Source organism: Leuconostoc suionicum (assembly GCF_001891125.1).
GTDB lineage: Bacteria > Bacillota > Bacilli > Lactobacillales > Lactobacillaceae > Leuconostoc > Leuconostoc suionicum.
Genome location: NZ_CP015247.1, coordinates 971147 through 995959, shown reverse-complemented (window position 1 = coordinate 995959; position 24813 = coordinate 971147). Strand labels below are relative to the sequence as shown.

27 protein-coding genes and 3 pseudogenes are annotated in these 24813 nt (G+C 33.9%); 9 read left to right on the top strand and 21 right to left on the bottom strand.

Annotated features, from left to right (window positions below):
• Window positions 1-287 precede the first annotated feature (287 nt).
• From mobP2 to A6B45_RS04895, 14 genes are all read right to left on the bottom strand, one after another.
• The gene (gene mobP2, locus A6B45_RS04960) at window positions 288-1769 is read right to left on the bottom strand and encodes a MobP2 family relaxase (protein ID WP_072613616.1); all 1482 of its coding nucleotides are present in this window, start codon (window positions 1767-1769) and stop codon (window positions 288-290) included.
• Entirely contained in the window at window positions 1753-2067 is a 315-nt protein-coding gene (locus A6B45_RS04955) for a hypothetical protein (protein ID WP_004915877.1), read from the bottom strand. The genes mobP2 and A6B45_RS04955 overlap by 17 nt, the downstream gene beginning before the upstream one ends.
• On the bottom strand, window positions 2057-2770 hold the full coding sequence (locus A6B45_RS04950) for a hypothetical protein (protein ID WP_072613615.1): 714 nt from the start codon (window positions 2768-2770) through the stop codon (window positions 2057-2059). Before A6B45_RS04950 ends, A6B45_RS04955 begins: the two co-directional genes overlap by 11 nt.
• On the bottom strand, window positions 2771-3556 hold the full coding sequence (locus A6B45_RS04945) for a DNA/RNA non-specific endonuclease (RefSeq protein ID WP_072613614.1): 786 nt from the start codon (window positions 3554-3556) through the stop codon (window positions 2771-2773). It abuts the gene before it with no gap.
• Window positions 3557-3571: 15 nt separating this feature from the next.
• Window positions 3572-3949, bottom strand: coding sequence for a ribbon-helix-helix domain-containing protein (locus tag A6B45_RS04940; RefSeq protein ID WP_072613613.1), 378 nt, complete (start codon window positions 3947-3949; stop codon window positions 3572-3574).
• Between the two features lie 206 nt (window positions 3950-4155).
• The gene (locus A6B45_RS04935; protein ID WP_072613612.1) at window positions 4156-5124 is read right to left on the bottom strand and encodes a hypothetical protein; all 969 of its coding nucleotides are present in this window, start codon (window positions 5122-5124) and stop codon (window positions 4156-4158) included.
• Window positions 5125-5128: 4 nt separating this feature from the next.
• Window positions 5129-5563, bottom strand: a complete 435-nt coding sequence (locus A6B45_RS04930; RefSeq protein ID WP_072613611.1) for a single-stranded DNA-binding protein — start codon at window positions 5561-5563, stop codon at window positions 5129-5131.
• Window positions 5553-5909 (bottom strand): hypothetical protein, encoded by a 357-nt coding sequence (locus A6B45_RS04925; protein WP_072613610.1) that lies wholly within the window; start codon window positions 5907-5909, stop codon window positions 5553-5555. The genes A6B45_RS04930 and A6B45_RS04925 overlap by 11 nt, the downstream gene beginning before the upstream one ends.
• Window positions 5878-6153: a hypothetical protein gene (locus tag A6B45_RS04920; RefSeq protein ID WP_072613609.1), complete on the bottom strand. Its 276-nt coding sequence runs from the start codon at window positions 6151-6153 to the stop codon at window positions 5878-5880. Before A6B45_RS04920 ends, A6B45_RS04925 begins: the two co-directional genes overlap by 32 nt.
• Before the next feature lie 27 nt (window positions 6154-6180).
• Entirely contained in the window at window positions 6181-7152 is a 972-nt protein-coding gene (locus tag A6B45_RS04915; protein WP_081371169.1) for a replication initiator protein A, read from the bottom strand.
• Window positions 7142-7375: a helix-turn-helix transcriptional regulator gene (locus A6B45_RS04910; RefSeq protein WP_072613608.1), complete on the bottom strand. Its 234-nt coding sequence runs from the start codon at window positions 7373-7375 to the stop codon at window positions 7142-7144. Before A6B45_RS04910 ends, A6B45_RS04915 begins: the two co-directional genes overlap by 11 nt.
• Before the next feature lie 564 nt (window positions 7376-7939).
• Complete coding sequence (locus tag A6B45_RS04905) at window positions 7940-8350, bottom strand: hypothetical protein (protein WP_072613607.1); 411 nt, start codon at window positions 8348-8350, stop codon at window positions 7940-7942.
• A gap of 185 nt (window positions 8351-8535) precedes the next feature.
• On the bottom strand, window positions 8536-9690 hold the full coding sequence (locus A6B45_RS04900; protein ID WP_072613606.1) for an IS30 family transposase: 1155 nt from the start codon (window positions 9688-9690) through the stop codon (window positions 8536-8538).
• Between the two features lie 104 nt (window positions 9691-9794).
• Complete coding sequence (locus A6B45_RS04895) at window positions 9795-10337, bottom strand: LysE family translocator (protein ID WP_072613605.1); 543 nt, start codon at window positions 10335-10337, stop codon at window positions 9795-9797.
• A gap of 143 nt (window positions 10338-10480) precedes the next feature.
• On the opposite strand from A6B45_RS04895, the gene A6B45_RS04890 reads away from it, so the two are divergent.
• Complete coding sequence (locus A6B45_RS04890; RefSeq protein WP_072613604.1) at window positions 10481-10879, top strand: MarR family winged helix-turn-helix transcriptional regulator; 399 nt, start codon at window positions 10481-10483, stop codon at window positions 10877-10879.
• A gap of 626 nt (window positions 10880-11505) precedes the next feature.
• Here the strand turns inward: A6B45_RS04890 and A6B45_RS10560 are convergent.
• Complete coding sequence (locus A6B45_RS10560; RefSeq protein ID WP_237048965.1) at window positions 11506-11784, bottom strand: hypothetical protein; 279 nt, start codon at window positions 11782-11784, stop codon at window positions 11506-11508.
• 250 nt (window positions 11785-12034) lie between these two features.
• Between A6B45_RS10560 and A6B45_RS04880 the strand changes: the two genes are divergently transcribed.
• Complete coding sequence (locus A6B45_RS04880) at window positions 12035-13291, top strand: 3'-5' exonuclease (RefSeq protein ID WP_072613603.1); 1257 nt, start codon at window positions 12035-12037, stop codon at window positions 13289-13291.
• Between the two features lie 894 nt (window positions 13292-14185).
• On the opposite strand, the gene A6B45_RS04875 is transcribed toward A6B45_RS04880, so the two are convergent.
• Both A6B45_RS04875 and A6B45_RS04870 read right to left on the bottom strand, forming a co-directional pair.
• On the bottom strand, window positions 14186-15448 hold the full coding sequence (locus tag A6B45_RS04875) for a 2-hydroxycarboxylate transporter family protein (RefSeq protein WP_072613602.1): 1263 nt from the start codon (window positions 15446-15448) through the stop codon (window positions 14186-14188).
• A 16-nt stretch (window positions 15449-15464) separates the two neighbouring features.
• Window positions 15465-17093 carry a malolactic enzyme gene (locus A6B45_RS04870; protein WP_072613601.1) on the bottom strand — a complete coding sequence of 543 codons (1629 nt, stop codon included), beginning with the start codon at window positions 17091-17093 and terminating at the stop codon, window positions 15465-15467.
• Window positions 17094-17234: 141 nt separating this feature from the next.
• On the opposite strand from A6B45_RS04870, the gene A6B45_RS04865 reads away from it, so the two are divergent.
• Entirely contained in the window at window positions 17235-18128 is an 894-nt protein-coding gene (locus tag A6B45_RS04865; RefSeq protein ID WP_072613600.1) for a LysR family transcriptional regulator, read from the top strand.
• Window positions 18129-18376: 248 nt separating this feature from the next.
• On the opposite strand, the pseudogene A6B45_RS04860 reads toward A6B45_RS04865, so the two are convergent.
• Window positions 18377-18496 (bottom strand): annotated as a pseudogene (locus A6B45_RS04860) (lantibiotic ABC transporter ATP-binding protein); the annotation flags it as partial.
• A 201-nt stretch (window positions 18497-18697) separates the two neighbouring features.
• Between A6B45_RS04860 and A6B45_RS04855 the strand changes: the two are divergent.
• From A6B45_RS04855 to A6B45_RS04835, 6 genes and pseudogenes are all read left to right on the top strand, one after another.
• Window positions 18698-19504, top strand: a complete 807-nt coding sequence (locus tag A6B45_RS04855) for a serine hydrolase (protein ID WP_157884976.1) — start codon at window positions 18698-18700, stop codon at window positions 19502-19504.
• A 280-nt stretch (window positions 19505-19784) separates the two neighbouring features.
• A pseudogene (locus A6B45_RS10665) lies at window positions 19785-19951 on the top strand (TcpD family membrane protein); the annotation flags it as partial.
• A 146-nt stretch (window positions 19952-20097) separates the two neighbouring features.
• The gene (locus A6B45_RS04850) at window positions 20098-20652 is read left to right on the top strand and encodes a GNAT family N-acetyltransferase (RefSeq protein ID WP_072613598.1); all 555 of its coding nucleotides are present in this window, start codon (window positions 20098-20100) and stop codon (window positions 20650-20652) included.
• 548 nt (window positions 20653-21200) lie between these two features.
• Window positions 21201-22427, top strand: a complete 1227-nt coding sequence (locus A6B45_RS04845) for an MFS transporter (RefSeq protein ID WP_072613597.1) — start codon at window positions 21201-21203, stop codon at window positions 22425-22427.
• Between the two features lie 42 nt (window positions 22428-22469).
• The gene (locus A6B45_RS04840; protein WP_072613596.1) at window positions 22470-22712 is read left to right on the top strand and encodes a Rossmann-fold NAD(P)-binding domain-containing protein; all 243 of its coding nucleotides are present in this window, start codon (window positions 22470-22472) and stop codon (window positions 22710-22712) included.
• 222 nt (window positions 22713-22934) lie between these two features.
• A pseudogene (locus A6B45_RS04835) lies at window positions 22935-23103 on the top strand (Rrf2 family transcriptional regulator); the annotation flags it as partial.
• Here the strand turns inward: A6B45_RS04835 and A6B45_RS04830 are convergent.
• Genes A6B45_RS04830 through A6B45_RS04820 form a run of 3 tightly spaced genes read right to left on the bottom strand, consistent with a single transcriptional unit; the run spans window position 23097 to window position 24726 of the window.
• Window positions 23097-23309, bottom strand: a complete 213-nt coding sequence (locus A6B45_RS04830) for a hypothetical protein (protein WP_072613595.1) — start codon at window positions 23307-23309, stop codon at window positions 23097-23099. The pseudogene A6B45_RS04835 and the gene A6B45_RS04830 sit on opposite strands and share 7 nt — an antisense overlap.
• Before the next feature lie 56 nt (window positions 23310-23365).
• Window positions 23366-23956, bottom strand: a complete 591-nt coding sequence (locus A6B45_RS04825) for an ATP-binding cassette domain-containing protein (protein WP_072613594.1) — start codon at window positions 23954-23956, stop codon at window positions 23366-23368.
• A gap of 11 nt (window positions 23957-23967) precedes the next feature.
• Complete coding sequence (locus tag A6B45_RS04820; RefSeq protein ID WP_227005824.1) at window positions 23968-24726, bottom strand: hypothetical protein; 759 nt, start codon at window positions 24724-24726, stop codon at window positions 23968-23970.
• Window positions 24727-24813 lie beyond the last annotated feature (87 nt).

The following is a 24813-nucleotide window of genomic DNA, read 5'->3' as shown; positions in this document are numbered from 1 at the left end:
TGTTAGATAATCTAACATAGATTGACATTTTTTATATTTTTTTGAAATACGAAATTGTACTCAAATAATCGCTACGGACTTTTAAAGTCCTATAAAAAAGCTAAATAAGATATGGAATAAATAAATTATTTATTTTAATTTTGTTATTAATTAGTCTAAAATGAAAAATTTTTAAAAGGGTGCGAGATATTGTCATTACATTATTTATCGAGGGTAAACTATTATAATGCTTTTATCTGTAATTGTCACAGATGCTAAAAAACCATTTGACAAGAAAATTTTTCTCCTTACAATCTTCTGGATATTTCTGACTCGTATTCTTCGTTAGCCTTTTCTTGTTCAACTTTCTTTTGATTTCTTAAGAATTGACGTTCTGCGTTTGTCTCAGCACGGACGTCCTGCCGCCACAAACGACTAATTTTATTAAACGAACCACCCCGCACTCGCATCTGATCGCCTATGCGCTTTGAATTTTGTTTTACATTGTTGGCCGGTGATTTTGGGGCCAAATTCTTTTCCTGAGGGCTAGATACTATTTTTGTTTTATCTGCGTTACTGCCTTTGTCGCGATGTTCAACATGGTTTAGTAGTTCCGACATTTGTTGGTCAATATCATTTATTGAGGTGTCTTCAATTTGTGCTAAATGTTTGTAGATTTGATTCGCTAAGCGTTTCCTTAATTCCTCTTCCTTATTCTCAGACCATTTGCGTTGTCCCTTATGCATCATGCCCTGGTCTTCAATATTAATGGCGTCGTATTCTTGTGCCAGCGACCTGAAGCCCTCATATTCTTGTTTGAGTTCCTTTTCAAACAAATCGTCTAAGAGTTGATTTGTTAATTGATTTGCTTTTGCCATTTTGCCTTTTCCAGCGGTTAAATGAGCATTACCAACCTGCCACCGACCTTTCATGTCTTGAGGTAAAGCATCATAAATTTTCTTGATGGCTTTGGCGTGTCGGTCATTTAAAAGGTTCTCTGGCGCTGTCTCAACAATTTCTTTTTTAAAGCCACCAACACCTTTTAATATTTCCTGATGCCGTCTTAGTTCCTGTGACGACATTAATTGTTTTCTAAACTGTCGCTTGGCTTGTTCAATCACTTCCAGAGGTATAACGCCGATTGGCTGCCCTTTGTACTTACCTTCTTGCTTGACCATCTCAGACCGCGTTTCTTGGCTTTTTTTAGCAAACCACAGATGCATGTTTAGGTGGTCAGTATCCTGATGAATCACACCAAACCAAACAACGTCATTTTCATCTTCTCCCAAAGGTAAATTAAATCCTTTGTTAATTAGCGTCTTAGCAACCTCTTGTTCTGCATGCTTCAACTTATTTTGGTCTATCATACGGGTCTCGGGATCATAGAGATTGTTTTTAACTAACCAATCACCTCTGATTGAGAAAGCGAGTTCATGGATGTTATTGCCATTTTTTTGAGCCTCATCCAAGTCTTTTCTCAATACAGAAATATCGTGATTATCATAATTTAGTTTATCGCTACCAAATATTGGATGCGTTTCTGTTACCGCAGAATTGCGGTTAGCATAGCCAGGCTTACTAAATTGTTCCTTTAAGTCAATTAAATCGGTCATGGACTCATTATTAAGATCGTTTGTCTTTTCCGAATTATTAGCATAGTCAACTAAATCTGAGTATTTTTGTCCCTTCATATCTGCTGTACTAGACGTGACAAACTGCGCTGGTAAATTGACCATTGCCGTCTTTTTTTCACCCAGGGCAAATGCAGCAATTTCACCAGTCTTCGCCATTTTGCAATTCCTCCATAATCTCTTCTAAACTATCAAAATCTTGTTCATAATCAATTGTCAAACGGCGGGCTGTTCTGGAAGACATGTTCAGCATTTGAGCAATTTGCATGTAGGACTGTTGATAGTTATTAAACAGAATTAAACTTATCTGAGCCAAATAGTACGTACGATTATCGCGTTCATGTTGACTGTCAGCCATCTCACTAACTTGAGTAGGATGGTGCCAATTGAATTCATCAAGTTGTTCTAAATACTTTGTCAGTTGTGCTTTTCTTTTATTATGCTTTTTAATCGTCATCGAGTTGTCCTCCTGTTTGGTGATATTTTTTGATCAGCTGCTTATCGCGACTCCGAATTTTTTTATATTCTTCATAAGATTGTGCCAATTCATTGTTTGGATTGAGTTCTGTGGGTGTACCAAATTGTTGGAACTCTGTGGGATTAATTGGGTTAATGGCGTATTTAACAAAACCATTTTCTAAATTAATGCCTTCTGGAATGTATTCAAGTTGACGTTGCTGCATGGTTAAAAGAAAACCTAGTAAATTCTCTACATTTGCCAATTGCGCAGTCAATTTTGAATCACTTTTTGTGGAGTTGGCATCATTTACTTTCTGGGCTAGTTCTGAATAATTAAGACGTGCATTGTTGGTATTTAGGGCAATATTTTCTACGAAGAAGTGCAAAGCAAACTTATAGACACTACTTCGACTAAACTTCGCATTAAGAGCATTTGGGTGTCTTTCTACCCAATATTTCATTTGTTGAAAATACCATTCTTCATCTCGTGAATTTTTAATTCCAATCATTGTTGGTCTTTCATCAAAAATTAATTGATTGATGTCAAATTCATTTAACAAATTTACAATAAGCTCTAGTTCTGATTTAACCTCTAAAGGAATATCTTCGGGTAGCGTTGTATCATATTTTTTATTCAAAACATTTCTTCTTTTGATGAGTGCCTTCATTTGACTTGTTTTGAATTCTATTGCATCTTTCACTTATTCACTCCTTTCAGCCTTACCGTTTAAGTAGTTAATTGTCCAACCATCTTGAACGTTAAAAACATAGACATTAAATTTCAAAGTATTGTCATTTGACTGTGCCATCATGTGAACACCACGGGGTACTAACCCAACATTTTTGTAAATTGGTTTGACTTGATAACGCACATAATTATTTTTTGATTGATGCAAGTAATCAGCAATTTCAGTTTCATAAGTCACCATACTTTTTGCATTGACACGACTGTCTGCGTTCAACTGTCGTGTCCCCGTGATCAAATTTTTGGCTTCATTGTTTAGACCAGTAAATTGATACCCAATCAGATGGCTACGGTTGTATAACCAGTCTGTATTATTCGTTCCCGTTTTGATGGCATGGTAACCTGGCGTTTTAATAGTTAATCGTTCACGCGCTTTATACTTTTGAGAAGGCGGCATCAATTTTTTGTTAAGCAACGCATTAGCAGCTTGTGGTCTGCCTAACCAATCTAATGAAGATAGCTTTTGCCAGCCACCCTGTTTAATTTGTAAGTCTTCTTGACTAAATGTTGGTTGATTATGATTGATTTCAACAACTGTTTGACCAGTATATTTTAATTTGGCTAGCTCATCATTTTGTGTCGGTGAATTACTTTGTTTATCAATATTAATCAGTTGTGATTGCGAACCTAGTGCAACAATTTTTTGCAAAATCGACACACGGTTTAAATAGACAATACCTATCAATATGACAATACCTAATAGGATTCTTCTCGCAAACCGACCGCGTTTATAATTTTTCATTTGAACCTCTTCTGCTTATTCAAACTCATCAAAGTCAATCGACTTTGGAAAATTTTTTTCCTGAGGGCGAGCGTTTTTTTGAATTCGTTCTACCTCATCATTTAAGCCTGGAAAATACATTTCAAGTCGCGCTAGAATTGTTTTAAACATTTCACCTATCGCAATTGTATTGTCATTTAATCCGTGCACAACGTTATTGTTAGCCATGATTAAATCGTCGAGATAAGTATGCAATGTTTTTGCTGCGCTATCTTCTTCAAGTCGCTTAGCATAGTCTTCAATTTGTTCTCGAATTAATTGACTTGACGAGACATTTTCTTTTGATGCTTGTGCTTCAATGATTTTCAAAGCATGTTCATCAATGTTTTTAATTGTTTTTGTTATACCTTTCATACAACCTCCGTAAAATATTTAATAAGCTGGGAACAGGTTAAGGGGAAAGGAAAACCTTGTGGTTTTAATCCCGCCGTGCGGGCCTTTCAAGGGATTACCTCAATGAATTACAGTTAAACCATTTTTTAACCTACGTTTAACCCTTTTTAAACCTTTATTTGATTGAAAAAAATAGCCCAATAGGCAATTTATTTAACGATGTGGTATTACAAACCTGTTGGTTTTGGCAACAATGATTTGCCTTCCTGAACCTGCTTTCTAGTCTTTTGATATTGACTAATATTTGTCCTAGCACGTTGAATATTTTTTTGTGCATCACTGATTTGTGTTCGTATTTGTGTAATGGCATCACGCGCATTATCAATGCTAGTTTGTGTATCTGAGCCATCAAACTGAGCGAGTATTTTCTGGTACTTTTTGATGGAAGATTGCTGTTGATCAATTGCTTTTTGATATTCAACAATCGCGTTTGTATTCTTGGAAATCAATTTTTGTTGTGCCGCTATTTTAGCTTCACTTTCGCTAACTTCAAGTTCTTCTTGGCTGGCAAATGTTAGCGTATTTGATTTAGATACTTTGTCACGATTGATAATGAATTTGCCACTTGCGGTATTACTGTTTGCGTTAGTTTTCTTTGCACTTGAACTATCAGCAACTACGCTACTTGGCGCTTCAACTGTCGCCGTGTTGATGCTTTTATCATGAGCTGTTAGTGTTACAGCATTGAAGTTATGACTCAAGTTTTTAAATTGGACCACGAGTGTATTATTTGAAGTTGGCACGACACGCCCAGTAACTTGATTGCCACCATGATCGGTCATAGCAGTGAATTTAATTTTGCTAATATCAACCAAATCTTGGTCAGAAACAGCTCCGTCAGAGATTGTATAATGCAGTTCCAAAACACCATTATTTTTATTAAAAACACTTTTTGTTAGACTAGCGGTTTTGTTCAAAGTGCCAAATGACACTGGCATATTTAACTCCGTACTAGGCAAATTTGAAGGTCGAGGTGTAATGTTAACCATCACGGTTGTACTAAAAGCTATCAGAATAAATAGGCTAAATATGGCAATTAAATTGCGCCGTTGATGTTCCAAAAACCAAGTTCCAAAGCGACTAAATCTTTGAAAAATATTTCTAAATTTATCAGCTATTGTGATTATTGCAGTCATTGTTCTACCCCTCTACATACTCAAATGCATTGCTGTTAAAGTCAGGATATGGTGGCAAATCATTATCTGTCACTTCACTATTTTTACTGTCAGCAATCTGTGTTTGAACAGCAGAACTTTTCGATGACTGATTAGATTTATAGATGCGGAATTGTGTCACTTGATTTTGCATAGCATAAATCTTTTGACCTGTATTTTTATCGTTATAGTTGTGATTGCGCATCACAAATTCAACCTCAACCACTTGCCCAACATCAGTCACATAATCACGAATCAATTCTGCTGTTTTGTTAAAAGCAACATAATTAATGTAAGTTGCTTTGCCATCTTTTAAATCATTAATGGCTAATTTGAAGTAGGCAATCTTGGTTTTATTTTCACCTCTTACAGTGAAGTTAACATCACGAACTAAACGTCCTACGTGGTGATTAATTTGCATAATAATTTCTCCTTTTTTGATCCAGTAAACTAACAATCGGTGTCAGTTGTTTGGCTAAATAGTCTTGGATATTATTTGGTAGTTTAAACACGGGGATTTGGTTACCAGCTTCAGAATAATGAATGCCCTTTAGGACTGTACAACCGACATAATGATTCCCTAAGCAATCGTCAAACAACTCTCCTTTGACTTTCATTTCATTTGGTTTTAAGCAGACAAAGGCTTGTTTTTTGGTTGGTTGAACGAGATTATGTTTTAATTCTTTAACGAGAATGACGACATATTTAGTTTGGTGAAGTTCTTGTAAACTTTGCTCATCCAACAGCGTTAGTTGTCTGACTTTCATAATCTCTCCCTTTTGGTCTTGCAGCTTCATGAAATGGTAAATGGTAGCGTACCATCAAATTTTCGATAGCCTTAAATGATTGATAAGAGGAACGGTATAACCTCACTGCACCATCGCTTTCTAATTTATGATTTTCAATTGCTTTAATCACTTTTCGGCTAAGTTCACCTGATGAGTTAGCCACAAAAAGTATGTCTGCGTTAAAAAAGTCTACTGCAATAAATACGTTGTATTGGTTTGCCATTATATCTCTCCTCTCTCCAATTTAAAGTTAAAAGCCTGAGACCGATTGACTTGTTGCAATTGCAATCTTCAAACGACTCTTAAAGCCACTAGCAAAATATTTACCATATTGGCTGATATCAATCAGGTGGTCGCGCATGTAATCTACTTGTTTGATGCCAGTGTTCAAAAGTAACTGTTTGATAGCAACTTCACCTTGTAATTGCTTTTGCAAAGTCAAAACAGAATTACCTTTCTCAAGTTCGGCCGTCAAAAAATAATAGCCACGATCAAGAGCATCGACGACAATTTCTGCTTGTTGGGGTTCATTCAAAAGTAAATCAGGAATCAAACCTTGGACTACACTTCTTAATTCAAGATTGTTTTGAATTATTTTGCCGATTGCGATAAATGATTGCTGAGTTTTTTTTGAATTGTTATTGCTACTTACTTCATCCTCATCAAAAGAATTGGTCTCAGTTTCACTCAAATAAGTCTCACTACTCTCAGTCTCACTTGACTGTCGTTTTGACAGTTCTTGAGCTGTCGTTTTGGAAGTTCTTGACCTGTCATTTTGACAGTTCCGGACCTGTCGTTTTGACAGTTCCCTGTCCCCCAAGGGATTGACCCTGTGGATAACTTCAAAATCAGCATTTATGTTGCCAACGTAAAGTCTGTTTGGTTTATTTAGCCCTTGTCGTTCTTCTTCAAGTAACCCAAAATTTGCTAGTTCTTTTTTCAAACTAATGACTTTTTTCTCGCCAACACTCAGGATTGTTTGCAGATCAATGTTTTTGTAAATCAGGTAAACATCACCATTTTTATCAATCCAATTATTCTTAATTGACAACAAGAAACGATCACGCAGAATTGCATAAGCCACTTTCGTTTCAAGTTTCATGTCGGCATAGAATTCATTTTCAAACAATGCTTTTGGAATTTTATAGAATCGTTCATTAGTTTCGACTTGATCTCTACTAACACGTTCCATTTTCCTGGGTGTATCTTGATCATTTATCATCAGCAGTCCCCTCTAATGTTGCAACAATTTCTTCAAATGGCACATCCATAATTTTGTAAAATTTGATGAACGTTGTCAGTTTCGGATTATAACTTGGATCGGTTTCAGCTTTTGAAATCGTTGCCGTTGATAGTTCCCCTTTTGATTTCACAGCTAATTCCAATTGTGTTAGTCTTTTTCTTTCCCGATAGGCTTTTACAATTGACCCAAAAGAATGTCTCATTTTGTTTCTTTCTCCCTTGTTTTAGTTGTCAATTTTCATTGATTTTATTACCAATAATTAACCGTCATGAAGACGGTTTCTTAACAACTTCTTAATATCTAGGCTGTTTTTAAGCAAAAAAAATAAGCCCACACAGGACTTATGAGCTTTTAAAATAACGAATGTTACAAATACGTTACTTCATTTCAAATTATTGACTTTGGAATTTTAGTAAACTGTGTAATCCCTTGTGCGCCAACGTATCAACAAGCCTCTGTTACGCTAGATTATGCACGGTACACTAAAATAGAATAGGCGGATTGCAAGTCGTTTACCAGATGTTTAATCAATTGGTAAAATTACGGAAATATTTTTGTAATTTCACTAGTTGTTTTTTTTATTTGTAAGACACTTCTTATTCTATTATACCAATGTCATACATCAATGTTAAATCACTGTCCACGGTTTCTTATCCTTATTTTAAGGCTGTTTAACATCTTGATTCCTCAACTAAGTTGCTAAAAAAATACAGATACTCAATATGCAATTTGTTTTGCTGAGTATCTGTATTTTTTTAATTGATTATTAATTGTCGCTGCTATGATTATATTGCTTTATCTGGACATTTTTTAACGCTAGACGTATTGACCCAATGGTTGCTGCGTTCGGATTTGTTTTTAACTTTTCATATTCATTTTTATCAAAATATGGATATGTTAAATCAAATCCTCTAAATCCATGACCTGTGGATAAAATGTAGGTTGAGTCTGTACCTAAACTAGACAGATACTCATCTTGATAGTTATAACTATAACTGCCTAATAGTGCTACTGCATCACGTATAGTTTGATTTGGTTGACTTAACTTTTCAACTTGTACTTGTTGCTGTTTCGTTAAAGCTTCAGCATTTATGCTTGTTGGATTTAATCCTGTAAACATTAATGATGCACTAAATAACGCGGTTGTTGAAACAATCGTGAAAACTTTCTTCTTCATATTATTATACCCTCTTCTTTGTTCTCCCGTAGAATTTTTTACTTTTCAAGTCTAACATAAGATGATTAAAATTCAAACGTATCTTTATAATTTTAGAAAATGTTTTTTTGGCTAAATTAAAAGTATGCTAGTGTACATATTTTTAAGAGTTGAACCTGATTTAAAAACATGTACGCTTCAAAATATTATTTATTTTGAAGTTTTCTTTTCTCATACGCACGACGATATCTCTGCATCGTTTTATATTCCTTATCAAATAATTCAATGGGACTCTTACCTTGTAAGGCTATGCGCATTGGCATCGCATTCATCTTATCTGCGACTTCATCTAACTGTTTTTGCCTTACGGGTTTAAAACTAGTGCCTTTGGGGAACCAATCACGTAATTTACCGTTGCGGTTTTCGTTAGAACCTCGTTGATGTGGTGACGATGGCGTGCAGTAGTAGAGTTTTATTTTAAGTTCTTTTTGAACAAATTCTAAGAAATCCCAAGAGATAAATTCAGAGCCGTTATCAGCGGTAATCGTTCTTACTGCTTTTCCATAACGTTCATAAAACAGTTTAAACGCTTCAATCATGTCTTTCGATTGTTTACTTTTAACTTTAATCAAGGCGTAGAATCTGGTTTTCCGTTCAACGATCGTCATAATTGCAGAATGATCTTGGTATTGCCCATTGTTTTGTTTCATTGGTAACACTAAATCAATTTCCCAATGACCAAATTGTTTACGCTTGGCCACGACTGGCGAACGATCATAGATGGAATGACGGACTAACTCACCACTCTTTTGTAAGTTTTCTCGTAATCTTGCAATCTCTCGTTGTCGTGCGCGTTGATTTTTAGCTAATTCTCGTTGTTTTGGGGAACCATCTTGGCGATGATATTTGTGGGTACGAATATTAATCAAACCTCTTTTTGACCAGTCTCTAATGGTTGAGGACGATACTTCTACATCTTGAACATTTCCAGCAATCTGTTCTGGTGTCCAATGTTCGACATTAATCCAATGCTCAATCAGTTCCTTTAATTCTGGTGTGAGCAATAGTCCTTGTCCCATACGAAAGCGTTTCTTAGTCGCGATATATTGACCACGTTGCGCCGAATATTTAATCCGTGCATGAATGTCCATTCTCAATAAGGTGCGACGGTCTAAATTTGAGAAATCTAGCACATTGCCACGGTCTAATTCACGACTAATCACTGATGGATCATATCCCAATTGACGCCCAATATCAGTTTGTGAGAGTTGTTCATTGTTCCACAAATGTTCGATTAAGTAGCGTTGGTTTTCGTTTAATCGTGGTTGCCTTTTCCTTTTCTTTGGTTGTTCTGCTGTCATTTATTTTTTTATTCTCCTTTGCTCAATAATATACAATTTCAGACTAACAAACATATATAACATCAAGATGATAAACGTTTTAAAAATTTACAGCCTAATATTACTTATCGTGAGGTTTCATAAAGTTGTTTTTTCGCTTGTTTTAATTTGGCTTCAATCAGATTTATACCATTTTCAATTAACTTTCCAAATAAAGTCCACGATAATGTTCCTAATGATCCCATTATGACCATAACTAATAAGCGATAAGGCATAATCCCAAACTTTCCAGTTAAACTGTAAGCTGATAAGCCAGTTATAAAATACAAATAAACTTTGACATTAGATAATTGAACAAGTAACCCATTTTTGAATCCCAAAATAATCATTTTATTTTTCGCTGGTTTGCTATAGTAAACATGATAAGTTAAATAGCTCAAATATAAACTACCCAGTATTTTCATTAGGAACAAAATTTTCATATTGTCTCCAAATTGTTCAGCAAACAGCATTATTATAATTCCAATGATTGAAAAGCCAACTGCCATTCCTAAATTTAATGGTAAACTTTTTTTAAATCCCCTATTTTGACCCGATAGCATAGCCATAATAGTATTCGGGCCAGGTGTAAATGACATAATAATTAGAAACAAAATAAATGAATTCATAAATTGTCCTCTCTTTTATAATTGCAAATGCAATGAATTAAAATGATTATATCAGTATATAATTGCATTTGCAATTAAAATTAGGAATATATGTTATACTAAGTTCAATTACATAGCTAAAAATTCATATAAAGGAGATACAAATGTTTGAAATCATAAGAAATATCGGGTCAATTACTCGAAAATTGCAAATTCAAAGTAATAAAAAGTTTAATTCACTCAACCTGGGCAATAATCGATTCATTTATATTATTCGTATTTGTGAAAAACCAGGAATGTTTCTGGGAGAAATTGCTGATCAACTCAGTATCGACAGAACGACTGCTTTTAGAACAATTAAAAATTTAGAGAAACTGGGTTACATAATTACAGTTGAAGATACTAAAGATAAAAGGTTAAGAAGACTCTACCCTACAAAAAGTGCCTCCGAAATTTATCCAAAACTAAATGCTTTTGAACAAACAAGTTCAGACACATTATTAAAAAAACTAGATAGTCATGAACGGGAACAATTGTTACTGCTACTAAACAAAATAATGTAAGTTAGTAGACGATTTAATGTATTTGGAATAAATTAATCATTTTTTATTCCATTATTTTGGCCACATTTGAGATACGGCTGGTATTATAAAAGTTAATATATCAGCCATTAGATGCTTGTGCTTCGGATAAAATTTGGTGTCCCTTCAAATAAACAGTTTAAGTCTTAAAGATTGAATAAAACGTTTTCGTATGATTATTGTTATCGAGAGGCTCTTTGAGTGATTAAATCACCACGATATCAGCTATTGGTTTAAAACATACCTGCTTGTGAAATATAAAAACGCGCATCTAAGTCAGCTTGTGAATTTTGCGATTTTATAAACAAAAGACAGGCTTTTAAAAGCCTGTCACAGCGTTACTTTGTATAGCAGCGATTATGTAAATTTGAATTATTGTAGTTTTATTAATAATTTAGCTCCGAGGAAATACATTGCAATATTTGCACATTATTAATTATCGAGATAATGTAACGCTAGCGCTATCAAGACAACGATTGAATAAGTAATCGTAATGCTGCTCATCTGATATTTCAACTTGGTTGTATAGTTGTAGCCTATAACCTTCTAACTAAGCAATGGAGCTATCAGCTCATATAATTTTCTGCTACTTTCTACTGCTGTCACTGCTAAAAGTACTTTAATAAGTCTTGGATTGTATTAATAGCTGTCTTTAAAATTTTTTTTGGCTTTTCATCATCTGTCTCATCTGCAATAAACTGAGCTTGAGATAATAAAATATTTTTTATACTCTGATTATTTTTCAACTCATTTTCAATATTATCTTTCAACTCAGTAATTAAACTTGCAATCTCTGATGGGTTTACCTGAATATTTTGTGTTGCATTTAAGGTACTGTTGTCATTTGAGATGTTTACCTGTGCTTGACCTCCACTTACATTTATCATAAATCTACTCTACTTATCATATCCCATATCTGTTGCAATATCAGATAAATAAATATTAATTCCATCTACAAAAGGCATTACAACTCAATTTCCAAATTCTTTTACCATATCTTGATACTTTTTGGAGGACGTATAACCGATTCAGCCTTGGACAAAAAATAGTCCGAACTATTAACTTACGAACAGTAGTGAATCACTATTTTATACGCTATACTTACACTAGTAAATATAAATATTCGAGGTGAATGTAATGTCATTTTTTATCGTTATTATACTTTTAATAATAGCCTTTTATTGGTTTTCTCACTTAAAAAAACACTCTACCCCTAAACACTTACAAAATAATAATGATTTCACGTCTAGTGATAATAATAGCAAACTACAAGATATTACCACCTCAGCATCTGTTCCAGACGAGAAATCAAACTTAAATGAAAAAGAAATAACCAAAAAATCTGAGCACTCTGCACCAGTAAATGTACCGATTATCCAAAATAAAGAAAAAACATCCGATGAACAAAAATTATTGGATGAATCTGAAAACATCACTACTGTACAAGTAACATCTAAAATAAAATTGAGAGATGATTGGAAACCTCTCATTAGAGCAGAAACGTTTGAAAGTAAAAAAAGTGATAAGTTCATTGAGTTAGTTGAAACTCTCAACAATGAATATCAACAACATGGTTTTAATTACTATATTCATCCTGACGTAGAGGATGTTATAAGGAAAATTCAAACAATTTTAAGTATGCCTTACCGCATGATTTCATTTGATACATCAATTAATCAAAATAGCTTGATAGTTAATATTGATTGGCAAGAATTCACAGAAGAACCAATAAGATTTTATTTCCCAAATGATTATTTTGTTGTGGACATAGAAACCACAGGACTAGATTATGAAACAGATGAGATTGTTGAAATAGCAGCAATGAAAGTAGTTAATAATCACATAGAGTCGATGGAAAATTGGTATAATAAGGATGCTGTAATTAGTGATTACCTGAAAACAAATACTACTCTAACACAAGAGTTCATCACTGCTAATGGAATTGATATAGATACAGCAGTTCAAAAATTCAGAGATTATGTTGGTTATAATTCAATTTTGGTCGGTCATAATATAGGATTTGACATTTCTTTTTTAAGACAAAGTATGCGACTTAGAAGTATTAAGCAAAAAACTTTGTATTCAAATTTTAGCAATTACTTTATTGACACAATGCTTATAGCAAAGTACTTTAGTCACTCGACATTAAAAAAGCATAGTGTTGATTTCATGGTAGCTAACGACCCCACTCTTAATCCAAAAAAATTGGAGCAGCATTTTGCCATTTCAGATATACAAATAGAAAAAAACATATTTGATCAAGAAAAAGACATTCTTGGGAAAGATTTTATCGGTGAGTTCGATGCAGATTTAATGGGATGGGCTCTACCAAAGTATAATTTAAACGAAGTACACGATGAAATTAACACGATTTCTTATACTATGCTTAGATAACTAATCAAGTCCAGTTCCCTATAAACCTTTTGTGATTGTTTACAAACAACAAATCATTCAAAAACATGCAAATCTATATCGTAAATTTTCACCCAAAAAAGTTTAATTTTAATCTTAAATAAATCGATATCAATGTCAAAACATTTTTGAATTAATAATCATTCCTTTGTAATTCTTCAAAATTTTAGAATTTCTAAAGAAAATTATGTTAAATTTACTCATTTAATTATCAAAAAAGTAAATAGAGACAAAATTACTCAAGATGGTCGCTTAAGAATTAACTGTCTAAGTATATACGAAGAGTTAGGTCTAGAATTCCAAACAACTAAAGGATATATACCTAGGAACTGATATTGTGACCGCCTACCCATAAAGAAATAGAAGAACCATTGTGTAGTAGTACTGAAAATTGTTTATGGAATGGTATTCTAAAAAAAACGATATGTCAGATTTTGATCAGATTATTGTTTTTAAATAATTCTAGTTAAATTACTATGTGTGATTATAATTTTTATAAGCACATGCATGCATTTTGATTGATGGCTGATAATCATATAAAATTTGGTTATTGAAAATAACTTTAAATTTTGATTCTCATTAATAACGTTGTCGAAGGCATTACTTTATTAATCAAGAATATATTTAGTTTTCAATGTACTGAAACACAGTTAGTAAATCTAGTTGTGTTTTTTTGTGCTGATTTTTAATGTTAATACTTTCTTAAAAAATATCCGTATTTGACAAAAAAATAAGCACAAGGAATGTTACAGAAACTTTTCAATCTCTGTTTCATACCTTATGCTTATAAGTTTATACTTTAAGTTCTATATAAATATTTCTTGCATGAAACCTTTTTTGTTCTTAGATATCTATATGCTTTTTAATTATCGCATTTCAGTGCAAAAAATGAATTAACACTCCTCCCAAGATTAGAACGATTGCGCCCCCCATTCGATTTCCCATTTGAGCGAAAGCAATCATATCCATTCGATTTGAAGCGGATAGTACCGCCACATTACCTGTGCCGCCCATACTATTGTCCGCCATTCCTGCAGAAATCGCAGACTCAACAGGATAAAGCCCAAATAGCTTTCCAATCATGGCACTCGCAACACCCATTACAACGACACTCGTAAGCGTGAGAAGAACAAATTTCCAAGTCAATGATTGTTCCAATACATTCAAGTCAATTAGTGCCAAACCTATCCCAGCTAATACTGCGTGTGTCAAGTTACCCATTATAATTTTGTTAAACATGACTACTGATTCTTCAAGTTGCTCCGGAATCAAATTAAATGCCTTAGCGATAATAACTAAGATAATAATAAAAGCATAGGCGTGAATTTTTGGAACAAAACTATTTAAAATTGTGCCAACCAAGAAGAACGAAAATGCTAGCATCATGCCAACTCCGATACGAGTAACGTCTAGATTCTTTATTGGTTTACTTTTCTCATTCTCATTGATTGGTAATAAAACACCATGGCCATCGTATTTTGTATTTGCTCCAACTTTTGCAATTAATGCTGCACCAATAACGGCAAGAACATTCCCCAAGGTAACGGCAGGTATTAGTTGAGAAAACATTGAGGCGGAACTGAAACCTAAACCTTGAGCATAAATGTGCGAAAGTGGCACCGCTCCAGCACCTATACCACCTGCCATCATTGGCATAGAAACAAACATCACGGAATGCCCGAAGCCAAGTCCCAGTAACATACCAACCAGACCAACAGCAAAGAATCCTATAACCATGGCTGCTAAAGATACTGGGATAAATCTGACAGCCGCTTTAAGCAATAAGTTCCGATTCATTCCTAGAATTGCACCAACGATTAGGGCGGCGATATAAAAGTCTAGTAATCCTTGGTCATTTAGAAATGTCTTAGTAGCGTTTACAACGTTTGAAGGTATGATGCCACTTGTTGCTAGAGCAGCCGAAGCGAAAATGGTGAAAACAGATCCACCACCAAGATACGATTTAAAAATCGGTAAAATGTTGCCAATGTAGTAAAATAGATGCCCGAGTAGAACCAATAGCAAGGTCAAACCAAGCATATTAAGTGGTAACTTGTTAAGTGAAATTGTGATGCCAAGTATGACCAGCATCAAAATATACAACGGTAAGCTGACACCACTGATTTTTATTTTTGTCATGTTATTTATGTCCTAATTAGTACTCCGCAGCCCATTTAGCATCTTGTACGGCTTGCTTTGGATCATCAATCTTTTCACGATTAAGTCCCTGCTTTACTACACTTTGAGCTGTAATTTCAGCAATCTTTTGTGAGAACTCAGTAAGATTCGAAACTGGTGGCAATACAGCTGCTCCTGGTTCATCAGCATCCACTAGACCACCCAGTGCATGAATAGCAGATGATATTGTTTCTTGTGTTAACAACTTAGCCGTTGAGGCAACGAGACCAAAGCCTAACCCAGGATAAATCAACGCGTTATTGCCCTGTCCGATTTTATATGTCACTCCCTTGTAGGTAACATTATCTGCGGGAATACCAGTTGCTATCAAAGCTTTCCCATCAGTCCATTTAATTAAGTTTTCTGCAGTTGCTTCAGCTAGTTTTGTTGGATTTGACAAAGGAAAAATAATTGGTCGTTCTGTGCTTTGTGCCATCGATTTTACAATTGCTTCCGTAAATGTGCCTGGCTGTGTTGAAGTGCCAATTAAAACTGTTGGATGTATCTCATTGACCACTGCTTCCAAATTGTCTAATTGTTCAGAGTTAACAAATTCTTTTCGTGAACGGGTGAACGGCTTTTGCGCTTCAGTTAAATCTTCAGTGTCATCAAATAACAAGCCTTGCTTATCAACAAGATAGAAATGATTACGAGCCTCGGCATCGGATAGCCCGGCTTGTTTTAATTCTGAAAAAATCTGATTAACAATTCCCATGCCAGCCGTTCCAGCACCGAAGGTTAGGAATCTTTGATCAACTAGTTTTTCTTTCGATATGTGTAGAGCACCGAATATTCCTGCCAAAACAATCATTCCGGTTCCTTGAATATCATCGTTAAATGTGGCAATGCTGTCTTTATATTTATCCAAAATTACTTGTGCATTTGAACGTCCAAAATCTTCCCAATGCAATAATGATTCTGGGAATAATTTTTGTTCAGCAGTCACAAATTTATCTATGAATTCAAGATACTTTTCACCAGCAATACGCTCATGTTTGTTTCCTAAATACAAAGGATTTTCCAATAATTTTTTGTTATTCGTACCTGCATCAATGCTTACTGGTAGTACTGTTGCCGGGTCTATTCCAGCTGCTGCTGTGTAAACCATCAATTTACCAACGGCTATATCAACACCATTGACACCCCAATCTCCCATGCCTAATATACCTTCAGCGTCAGTCACAACAACTAGCTTTATATCCCTACCATCAGCGACATTTTTCAATGTGCTCTCAATATTTTCTGGATGATCGATTGACAAAAATGCCGCATTTTGAGGATTAGTGTAAATTTCATTATATTGTTCAATAGACTCTGCGACAATAGGATCATAAACAATTGGCATGAATTCTGAAACATGCTGATCCATCAAGTGATAGAACAATGTAACATTTTCATTAAATAAATTCATAAGAAATATTCTTTTTTCAAGTAAAGGACTTTTCGCCTGAAATTGTTTGTAAGCTTGTTCTGCTTGTTCTTCAATCGTTTGCACTTGACTTGGTAATGTACCAGTTAAGCCCAATTGCTCACGCTCAGCTACAGAAAATGCCGTTCCCTTATTTAAAAATGGATTACGCAAAATGCTATACCCTGTTGTAGTCATGTTATCTCCTCCAAAAATTTTGTATTTTAATTAACAACATATTTGACTATACATGGTCATTTGTTTTATAGTCAAACTAGCTATTTACTATAAATTTATTTTATATACACCATGATTGTCATTGATATAAAGGGGTTTCTAATGAAAACAGAAGATTTCAAATACTTTAATGAGTTATATACAAAAAAAAGTTTTACCAAAGTCGCCCAAACATTTAATGTTAGCCAGCCATCTATTAGCACTGCTTTAAAGCGCTTAGAATCTCACTTCCAAAGTAAGTTAGTTATAAGAGGAAACTCACAAACTGAACTAAAATTTACCCCAGCAGGTGAACAACTATACAAACACACCCATTCGATTACGACGGAAATAGAAACGGCCTTGCATGAACTGAATCACTTAAAATCACATAGTACAACAATCGGTTTGCCACCCATGTTAAAGAGTGCCTATTTTGCTAAGATTGCAGTAGCTAGTAAAGAATTTGATAAGCAATTTAATATCCAAAATATGCACATTTTTGAAGCTGGATCTAATGTATTAAAAAGATCACTAATAGATGGCGATGTTGACATTGCATTATTAGGCTCATTGGATAGTGACGTTACTAACGAGTTATTGCAGGAACCTTTCGTTCAAGCCGATTTTAAAATATACGTCTCTAGTAAAAACCCACTTTCTCAAAAGGAAAGTTTATCTTTTTCCGATTTAAAATCCGAACACTTTGTTGGTCTCGATTCTAATTTTATTCATAATCGAGCCATGGCATACTTTGCTAGTACAGGTAATATCAGGCCAAAATTTTTTATGAAAACGTCCGATATTAATTTTTTAATGAATATGATTTCGGAAAATCTTGGTATTGCTTTGTTAGCTGATATCGTTAAGCCAACAACGCCAGACATAATTACATTATCAATAAAGGATGAACATCAACCTAAATTTGTTGGTAGCATAGCGTTTAGAAAAAATCATCTACTGACCTCAGAAGAAAGGATGTTACTTACTATTCTTTCCAAATATTCACGTAATTAATTTTGACACGGTAGCGAACGGCGTTAACCAGAACAGAACCAAGTAAGCGTACTTAAAATACAGATAAATGTGGGTTCACAATACGCGAGTACAGAATTTAATAGGAAACGTCAAAATGATGATTTTACACGCTAAAAGGAACAAAGCAATACATATTGTTGCTATTATCAATCGAACTGCTCTTGATTAACAAGTATGAAAGTTGTACGATAATCCGAACTGTTGAAATTCATAATATAAACCAAGTTAATGCCGTCCGGATTCAATCCATGTGTGGATTCATCTAGAATGAGAAAATTAGGACGCATTAAAATTGCCACACCAATCCCTAATTTCTGTTTCATACCAATATAAAATTTTACTGCCCTTGTTACTTACCAAGTCACTGGAAGAAACAGTGGCTTGTTAATTTTTTATTCTGCTATACATTTTATTTATAAATCAAATCGCGCCTTCATTTAATATAAATCTGTATAATATTTTTTATGAGACACTTTAAAAGAAAAAACAGCAATTTAACAAAACTAATTGTGTTTATTTTAATTTTCACACTTGTTATAAGTGCTTTTTTGTTTTATAAAAAATCTATCAAAGAAAACTTAAATTCATCAACTTCCGCAGTAGTATCTCTTTCTCAAAAAATAACCCATCAACCTGATTCTGCGCTCAAAAAACAATGGAAAACAACATTAGCAAAACAAAATGCTAACGTTAATATTGCCGTTTATAACCACAAAACTAAACAAACAACCATCTATAATAGTGATACCGGTGCTACCTATCAAACAGCAAGTATTGTTAAAGTTAGCGTTTTGACGAATCTTTTGCAACAACATGAAGAAAATAATACAGCATTGTCTACGACAGAAGAAACGTTGGCCCAAGAAATGATTGAACAATCTGATAACAATGCGACGACAACTTTATTAAGTACCTATGAAGGCAGTTATAGTGCCCCAGATGCGTTATTTAACGATTTAGATATGTCTCAAAGCAAAATGAATGCTAATGCCTGGGGTTTATCTACAACAACTGCTCATGACCAAGTTAAACTTTTGAATGCCCTAGCGTATGGCAAAAATTCAACAATTGACCGTACTGACCGAGATTATGTGTTGAATTTGATGGCAAATATTGATTCTGATCAAGACTGGGGTGTAAGTACTGGTGTTGATTCAAATGCTACAGTTGAGTTAAAGAATGGTTGGTTAGAGTATGGCAGTGGCTGGATTGTCAATTCAATTGGTCATGTGAAAACCAGCGACAATAACTATACGATTGCTGTGTTAACTAATGGTAACTCGACCGAACAAGATGGTATCGATTTAATCGAAAAATTGGCAACTCTAACAGCACAGCACCTTGACTCAGATTGAATTCCTAACTAAATATATACGATTGACGGGCGTTTTCATATGACATTAGCTATTGTTATTTGTTTCATACGACTATATGCATTCATTTCAACATCTTCACTTCATATGGGTAGTACATGACCCCGTTTTTAAAAGTTTATTATTCACCATCAAGCGCTGATTTTGATACCCGAACAAAAGAGCCTACTCAATATTTGGTCAGTGATTTAACTTTACTGAGTACCAATAAAAATACTGTTTTAAAGCTGGTTTCATCAACATTGCATAGAGAGGAGGACCAATGGATACTTATAATGCTTTAAAACCTGTGTTACTAGGACTAGTCGTTATCATAGCAGGTGGTTGAGCTATTCAACACTATGGTAAAAATGAAAAAAAGACATGTGGGTCACCATTTTAATTGGCAGCTTAATTTATTTTTTCGTTAATGGGCCAGCCAACACTTTGGCGCAATTGAAAATACAAACGGTACAACTTATTCAAGCAATGAGAGATTTTAACTTTGTTTTTTTTATTTTACAAACAAATTTTATTATTTTATAATAAATAAATTAATTATTTCAAATATTTTTTTAATTTAAGGAGATTCATTTGTGTTTAGTTTTAGATATGACGACGACGTTAGTATAGCATTACCTTTGCCAGATAAAGATTCAGCAGCACTATATGCACTTGTCGAAGACAGCCGTACTACACTTGCTCAATGGCTACCGTGGGCTAATCAACTTCATTCTGTTGACGATGAAAAGAAATTTTTGCAAACAACGCTCACTCACTTCGGTGCAGGTGATTCTTTAAATTGTGTCATTCGTTATCGTAATCAGCCAGTTGGTATGATAAGTTTTAACCAGATTAATAAAGAACACCAACATGCCGAAATTGGCTACTGGCTTGGTAATCAATGGCATCACAAGAACATTATGCACCGTGCCGTAAGAGCGTTAATGACTATTGGATTCACGGAATATAATCTACGTAAAATCATTATTAATGTCGACATTAATAATGACTCAAGTAATCATGTCGCACAAAAATTGAATTGTCATTTAGATGGAACTAAACGCGAGGATATTTTATACAGTAATGGCGAATTTGCTGATATGAATGAATGGACGCTATTAAGGTCGGAATGGGAAAAGCTCAGATAAAAAAGCAAAGGATACTTTTATTCTTTGCTTTTTTAGTAGTATTTAAACAATATAATGTGTATCAAAATTCACTATCATAATTATGATCTTAATTTCGATCAAGATTTTGTAGAACTTTGATGTACAAACATTCAGAAATTCCAATCTAAACGAGAAAATTAGATCAGTAGGTTTAGAACAATCGTAAAGATAAATTACCCGATGAATCATCAAAGTAGACAATAAGCTTGATATAACAGCTAATCTAAAAAAACTTACAAACGTTAAAGTTGGGAACATTTTTTATATTGGACAATTGATGTATGTCAATGTTCTGAAAACGACTAGAAAACCAGTACACCAGCCTAAACAACCAAATGACCTACCTTTAATCCATTTGTTGAGAATTAGCTCGTCTTCTATGTTCAACTTTCTAAATGGCATGTTTGTCTTCCAAAATACATATAATTACTAATCATCATATCACTTAATTTTGTATTTATGGTATGTTGACACAATCTATACATTATCTATCAAAATATTTGATACCCTTATTAGTGAGGTGACGTATGGTAAAATCAGTTTCTAAGTTCACTCCAGCAGAACGAAGTTGGATGATATATGATTGGGCAAATTCGAGTTTTAGTTTGATTGTTGTTACTGCAGTTTTACCACTGTGGTTGGAAACAGTTGGTCAAAATATTAGTATATCGACTGCTCAAACTACTTCTTGGTGGTCTTATGCAAATTCTTTTTCGACGCTAATTGTAGCTGTATGTGCACCAATATTAGGTTCATTAGCAGATTTTCGTGGCTGGAAGAAACCGGCTTGGCTAGTATCTACTTTACTAGGATTTGTTACAACACTTCTACTAGCAGCAGTCCCAGCTGATGGATTTTGGATGTTATTATTTTTGTTTGTATTAGCTAATATTGGTTTTAGTATTGCTAATATTTATTATGATTCGTTTATAACAGATGTCACAACATCAGAGCGCATGCCCAAAGTCTCTAGTTGGGGATTTGCCCTTGGTTATGTAGGTGGCGTTGTACCATTTGTTATTTTTTATGCATTACGAGGTTTTATGTCTAGTCAGCAAGGAGTCATGTTTGCTTTTATTCTTGCTGGTTTGTGGTGGGGTGTTTTTTCTTTACCAATGTTATTTAAAGTTCGTCAAAAACATTTTTTACCGGTACCACAACATCCAATCAAACAATCTTTCAAACGATTAGTAAGTACGTTAAAACATTTATCTCAATATCCAAAAATTGTTGGATTTTTGATAGCATACTTTTTTTACATCGATGGTGTCAATACAATTATTACTGAAGCTTCTTTATTTGCAACTTCTATAGGTATTGATATGACACAATTACTTACAATTTTATTGTTCGTTCAATTAGTAGCTTTTCCAGCTTCTATTATTTTTGGACAGTTATCCAAAATTTTTGGAACTCGTCAAATGATATTAACTGGAATTTTTATTTATTCAATTATTTCCACCATGTCAATTTTTATTACACAAGCATGGGGATTTTGGTTAATGGCTTTTTTGATTGGCAGTGCGCAAGGAGGAATTCAAGCTTTGAGTAGATCATATTTTGGTCAAATTATTCCCAAAGAATATTCCGGCGAATTTTTTGGATTTTACAATATCTTTGGAAAATTTTCAGCAGTTTTAGGTCCATTAGTTTTTGGTAGTGTTGCTGCTGCCACTGGACAAGTTCAGTTAGGTGCAGCTTCATTGTTGTTTTTCTTTGTTCTGGGTGGTTGGATTTTTGTAAAATATGCGTAATTTGATTTTTAATGCTAATCAATTCTTTAAGAAGACATCGTTTTGATTGTTCGAAACGAAAATAAGGCGAAAAACTACTTCTCAATATCGAAGTTTGGAAGGCATCGTGATGATGTCAATAAACTAACGACTGCTTTACGAAACGATGATCGTTTGTTATTTATTTCTTCTCAGCCTGGTGGTGAAATTGAAAGACTTGAACAACATCGTAATGTTGTTCAAGCGATGATGAATAATAATGTAATTTTTGTTGTTTATACAAGTTTTCCAAAAGCCAATAAATGATGGTTCTTTGGAAAGTGCAAGAAACGATTTAGTAGGAGTATTGGGACATCCATTGGAAAGTTTACCAAATGCTATCAAAGAAGTTGTTACATTATAATTATCTTGAATTATTGTCTATCAATTTTAAAAGCACAGTTTTAAACTGTGCTTTTTTTGTACATACGTAATGTGCTATATTCGCTTGTACTAATATAACTGACAACCAACGGAACAGGAATAAACATGAAATTTTCTTATAAATTAAGTGATGCTATACATAATATTAACTTTTTTGAGTATTTATAAAAATGATAATCTTTCTAGTAAAAAAATTGCTGATAGCATTGTATCGAATGCTAGCGTGGTGCATGGTCTGATGGTTGACTTAAGGAAAGCAGGTTTAATTCAAAGTTCGGCAACATCACTGCTATCAAAATACTGATCTACTAGTGGATTGTAGCTGGTTACCCCAGTATTTTCTTGGCTAATGCGTTGATTTAAAGATGCGACTGTTTGTTGTAAGGTTTTATTCTTATGCGCTTTAAGAATTTTGATAGGTTTTTCTGTTTTCTGTTTTTCGTACTCAAAGTGGATTTTGAGTTTTGGAAAACCACGCATTTGACACCTCCTTTCGCTATTTTAAACAAAAAAGCATGTTGCCACGCTTCAAAAGATTATAATGCTATCAAATTAAGGTTAAATTGCTTTAACTGTTCAGAATGATGAGACGTCATAATGACAATCTTATGATCATTAACTACGAGATCATTAATCATACTCAAAACGAGAGGAGCATTTGTTTCATCTACCCCGCTTGTCGGTTCATCAAAAATATAAACTTCTTTATCCAATAAACACTGCCCATACGTCAAAACAATTTGTCGCTCACCACCGGACAATTGCCCCATTTTAGTGTGCCAAATTGGACTCAATAAACTATTTCGCACAGATTTTTCATTTTCGTATGATTTTGAGTCAGATCTATTGCTTAACTTGCTATAAAAATCAATGGTTTGTGCAACCGTCAAAGTAGGGAAAAAATGTACTTGTTGCAGCTGGTAAGCTATTTTTTGATAAGGAGGAATTCCTACCTTTTCTCCCACTGCTCCTTTGGGGCCTACTCCAGCGATAAAATCTAGTAATGTACTTTTACCAGCACCATTAGCACCCATAATAATGTTCATTTTATGAGTCGAAAATGACACGTTTAAATTTTTTGAAAGCTGACGATTATCAAATGTCACAGAATAATTTTTAATTTCCATTGTTTCTCCCTTTATACCCTATCTGCAATCGCATTTACAGAGAACTTGGAAAATGAATAATATCCAATTATTGCATAACATAAACTGACAATAACCATCTGAAGCCAAATTCCAGCATTCACTAGCCCCGTATTAAATACAGTATTTTGTACTTGTAACGACATTTCAGTTACAAAACTCAAAGGATTTAAAAGAATTACCAGACCAGTGAATGAATAAGATGTTGGCACCGACATGATAAAAAGTAATCCAAACAATATGATTCCAAGCAGTATGTTGATTGATTCAATTTTTATTTTGAATATCAATAAAACACTACCTATTAATGTAACTGGCAGAGCAGATAAGAGTGCAACAGCCACTCCAGCAAAAAGTAATTTAAAACTTAGTTGATGAGCTACTATCATCACCAAAATATTGAATATACTTAGTTCAATACAAATGATTGCTAGCTGAACTAGAAATATTGCGGTGATAACTTTTAATTTGGAGCCAACCACAAACAACATTTGCTTGTAAAAGCCTTGTTCCCGTTGAACAATTAATGACACAATAACATTGTTAAGTATTGTAGCAAATATAATATAAGCCCAAAAATTTCCAATTGTTTCCATTGCAGGAGCAGTAAAGTGACTTGTTGAAGAAGTAAGCGTCACATTCTTATAAATAAAATAGATAATTGGTAATAATAAGTTGTACACAAAAGCAAACTTATTACTCAATATATTAATCATATAGACTTTACATAAAGCCACAATATCTCTCATCATATTCTCCTCAATATATAATCACAATAAATTTTATTATATACTAACGAGAAGTTTTTAGGTAGTCCATACAAGAGTTGAGCGTGACTA

Coding starts and splice junctions, on each gene's coding strand:
- mobP2 (WP_072613616.1), bottom strand. CDS start 1,769: ATGGCGAAGACTGGTGAAATTGCTGCATTTGCCCTGGGTGAAAAAAAG.
- A6B45_RS04955 (WP_004915877.1), bottom strand. CDS start 2,067: ATGACGATTAAAAAGCATAATAAAAGAAAAGCACAACTGACAAAGTAT.
- A6B45_RS04945 (WP_072613614.1), bottom strand. CDS start 3,556: ATGAAAAATTATAAACGCGGTCGGTTTGCGAGAAGAATCCTATTAGGT.
- A6B45_RS04940 (WP_072613613.1), bottom strand. CDS start 3,949: ATGAAAGGTATAACAAAAACAATTAAAAACATTGATGAACATGCTTTG.
- A6B45_RS04935 (WP_072613612.1), bottom strand. CDS start 5,124: ATGACTGCAATAATCACAATAGCTGATAAATTTAGAAATATTTTTCAA.
- A6B45_RS04930 (WP_072613611.1), bottom strand. CDS start 5,563: ATGCAAATTAATCACCACGTAGGACGTTTAGTTCGTGATGTTAACTTC.
- A6B45_RS04925 (WP_072613610.1), bottom strand. CDS start 5,909: ATGAAAGTCAGACAACTAACGCTGTTGGATGAGCAAAGTTTACAAGAA.
- A6B45_RS04920 (WP_072613609.1), bottom strand. CDS start 6,153: ATGGCAAACCAATACAACGTATTTATTGCAGTAGACTTTTTTAACGCA.
- A6B45_RS04915 (WP_081371169.1), bottom strand. CDS start 7,152: ATGATAAATGATCAAGATACACCCAGGAAAATGGAACGTGTTAGTAGA.
- A6B45_RS04910 (WP_072613608.1), bottom strand. CDS start 7,375: ATGAGACATTCTTTTGGGTCAATTGTAAAAGCCTATCGGGAAAGAAAA.
- A6B45_RS04905 (WP_072613607.1), bottom strand. CDS start 8,350: ATGAAGAAGAAAGTTTTCACGATTGTTTCAACAACCGCGTTATTTAGT.
- A6B45_RS04900 (WP_072613606.1), bottom strand. CDS start 9,690: ATGACAGCAGAACAACCAAAGAAAAGGAAAAGGCAACCACGATTAAAC.
- A6B45_RS04895 (WP_072613605.1), bottom strand. CDS start 10,337: ATGAATTCATTTATTTTGTTTCTAATTATTATGTCATTTACACCTGGC.
- A6B45_RS04890 (WP_072613604.1), top strand. CDS start 10,481: ATGTTTGAAATCATAAGAAATATCGGGTCAATTACTCGAAAATTGCAA.
- A6B45_RS10560 (WP_237048965.1), bottom strand. CDS start 11,784: ATGATAAATGTAAGTGGAGGTCAAGCACAGGTAAACATCTCAAATGAC.
- A6B45_RS04880 (WP_072613603.1), top strand. CDS start 12,035: ATGTCATTTTTTATCGTTATTATACTTTTAATAATAGCCTTTTATTGG.
- A6B45_RS04875 (WP_072613602.1), bottom strand. CDS start 15,448: ATGACAAAAATAAAAATCAGTGGTGTCAGCTTACCGTTGTATATTTTG.
- A6B45_RS04870 (WP_072613601.1), bottom strand. CDS start 17,093: ATGACTACAACAGGGTATAGCATTTTGCGTAATCCATTTTTAAATAAG.
- A6B45_RS04865 (WP_072613600.1), top strand. CDS start 17,235: ATGAAAACAGAAGATTTCAAATACTTTAATGAGTTATATACAAAAAAA.
- A6B45_RS04845 (WP_072613597.1), top strand. CDS start 21,201: ATGGTAAAATCAGTTTCTAAGTTCACTCCAGCAGAACGAAGTTGGATG.
- A6B45_RS04830 (WP_072613595.1), bottom strand. CDS start 23,309: ATGCGTGGTTTTCCAAAACTCAAAATCCACTTTGAGTACGAAAAACAG.
- A6B45_RS04825 (WP_072613594.1), bottom strand. CDS start 23,956: ATGGAAATTAAAAATTATTCTGTGACATTTGATAATCGTCAGCTTTCA.
- A6B45_RS04820 (WP_227005824.1), bottom strand. CDS start 24,726: ATGATGAGAGATATTGTGGCTTTATGTAAAGTCTATATGATTAATATA.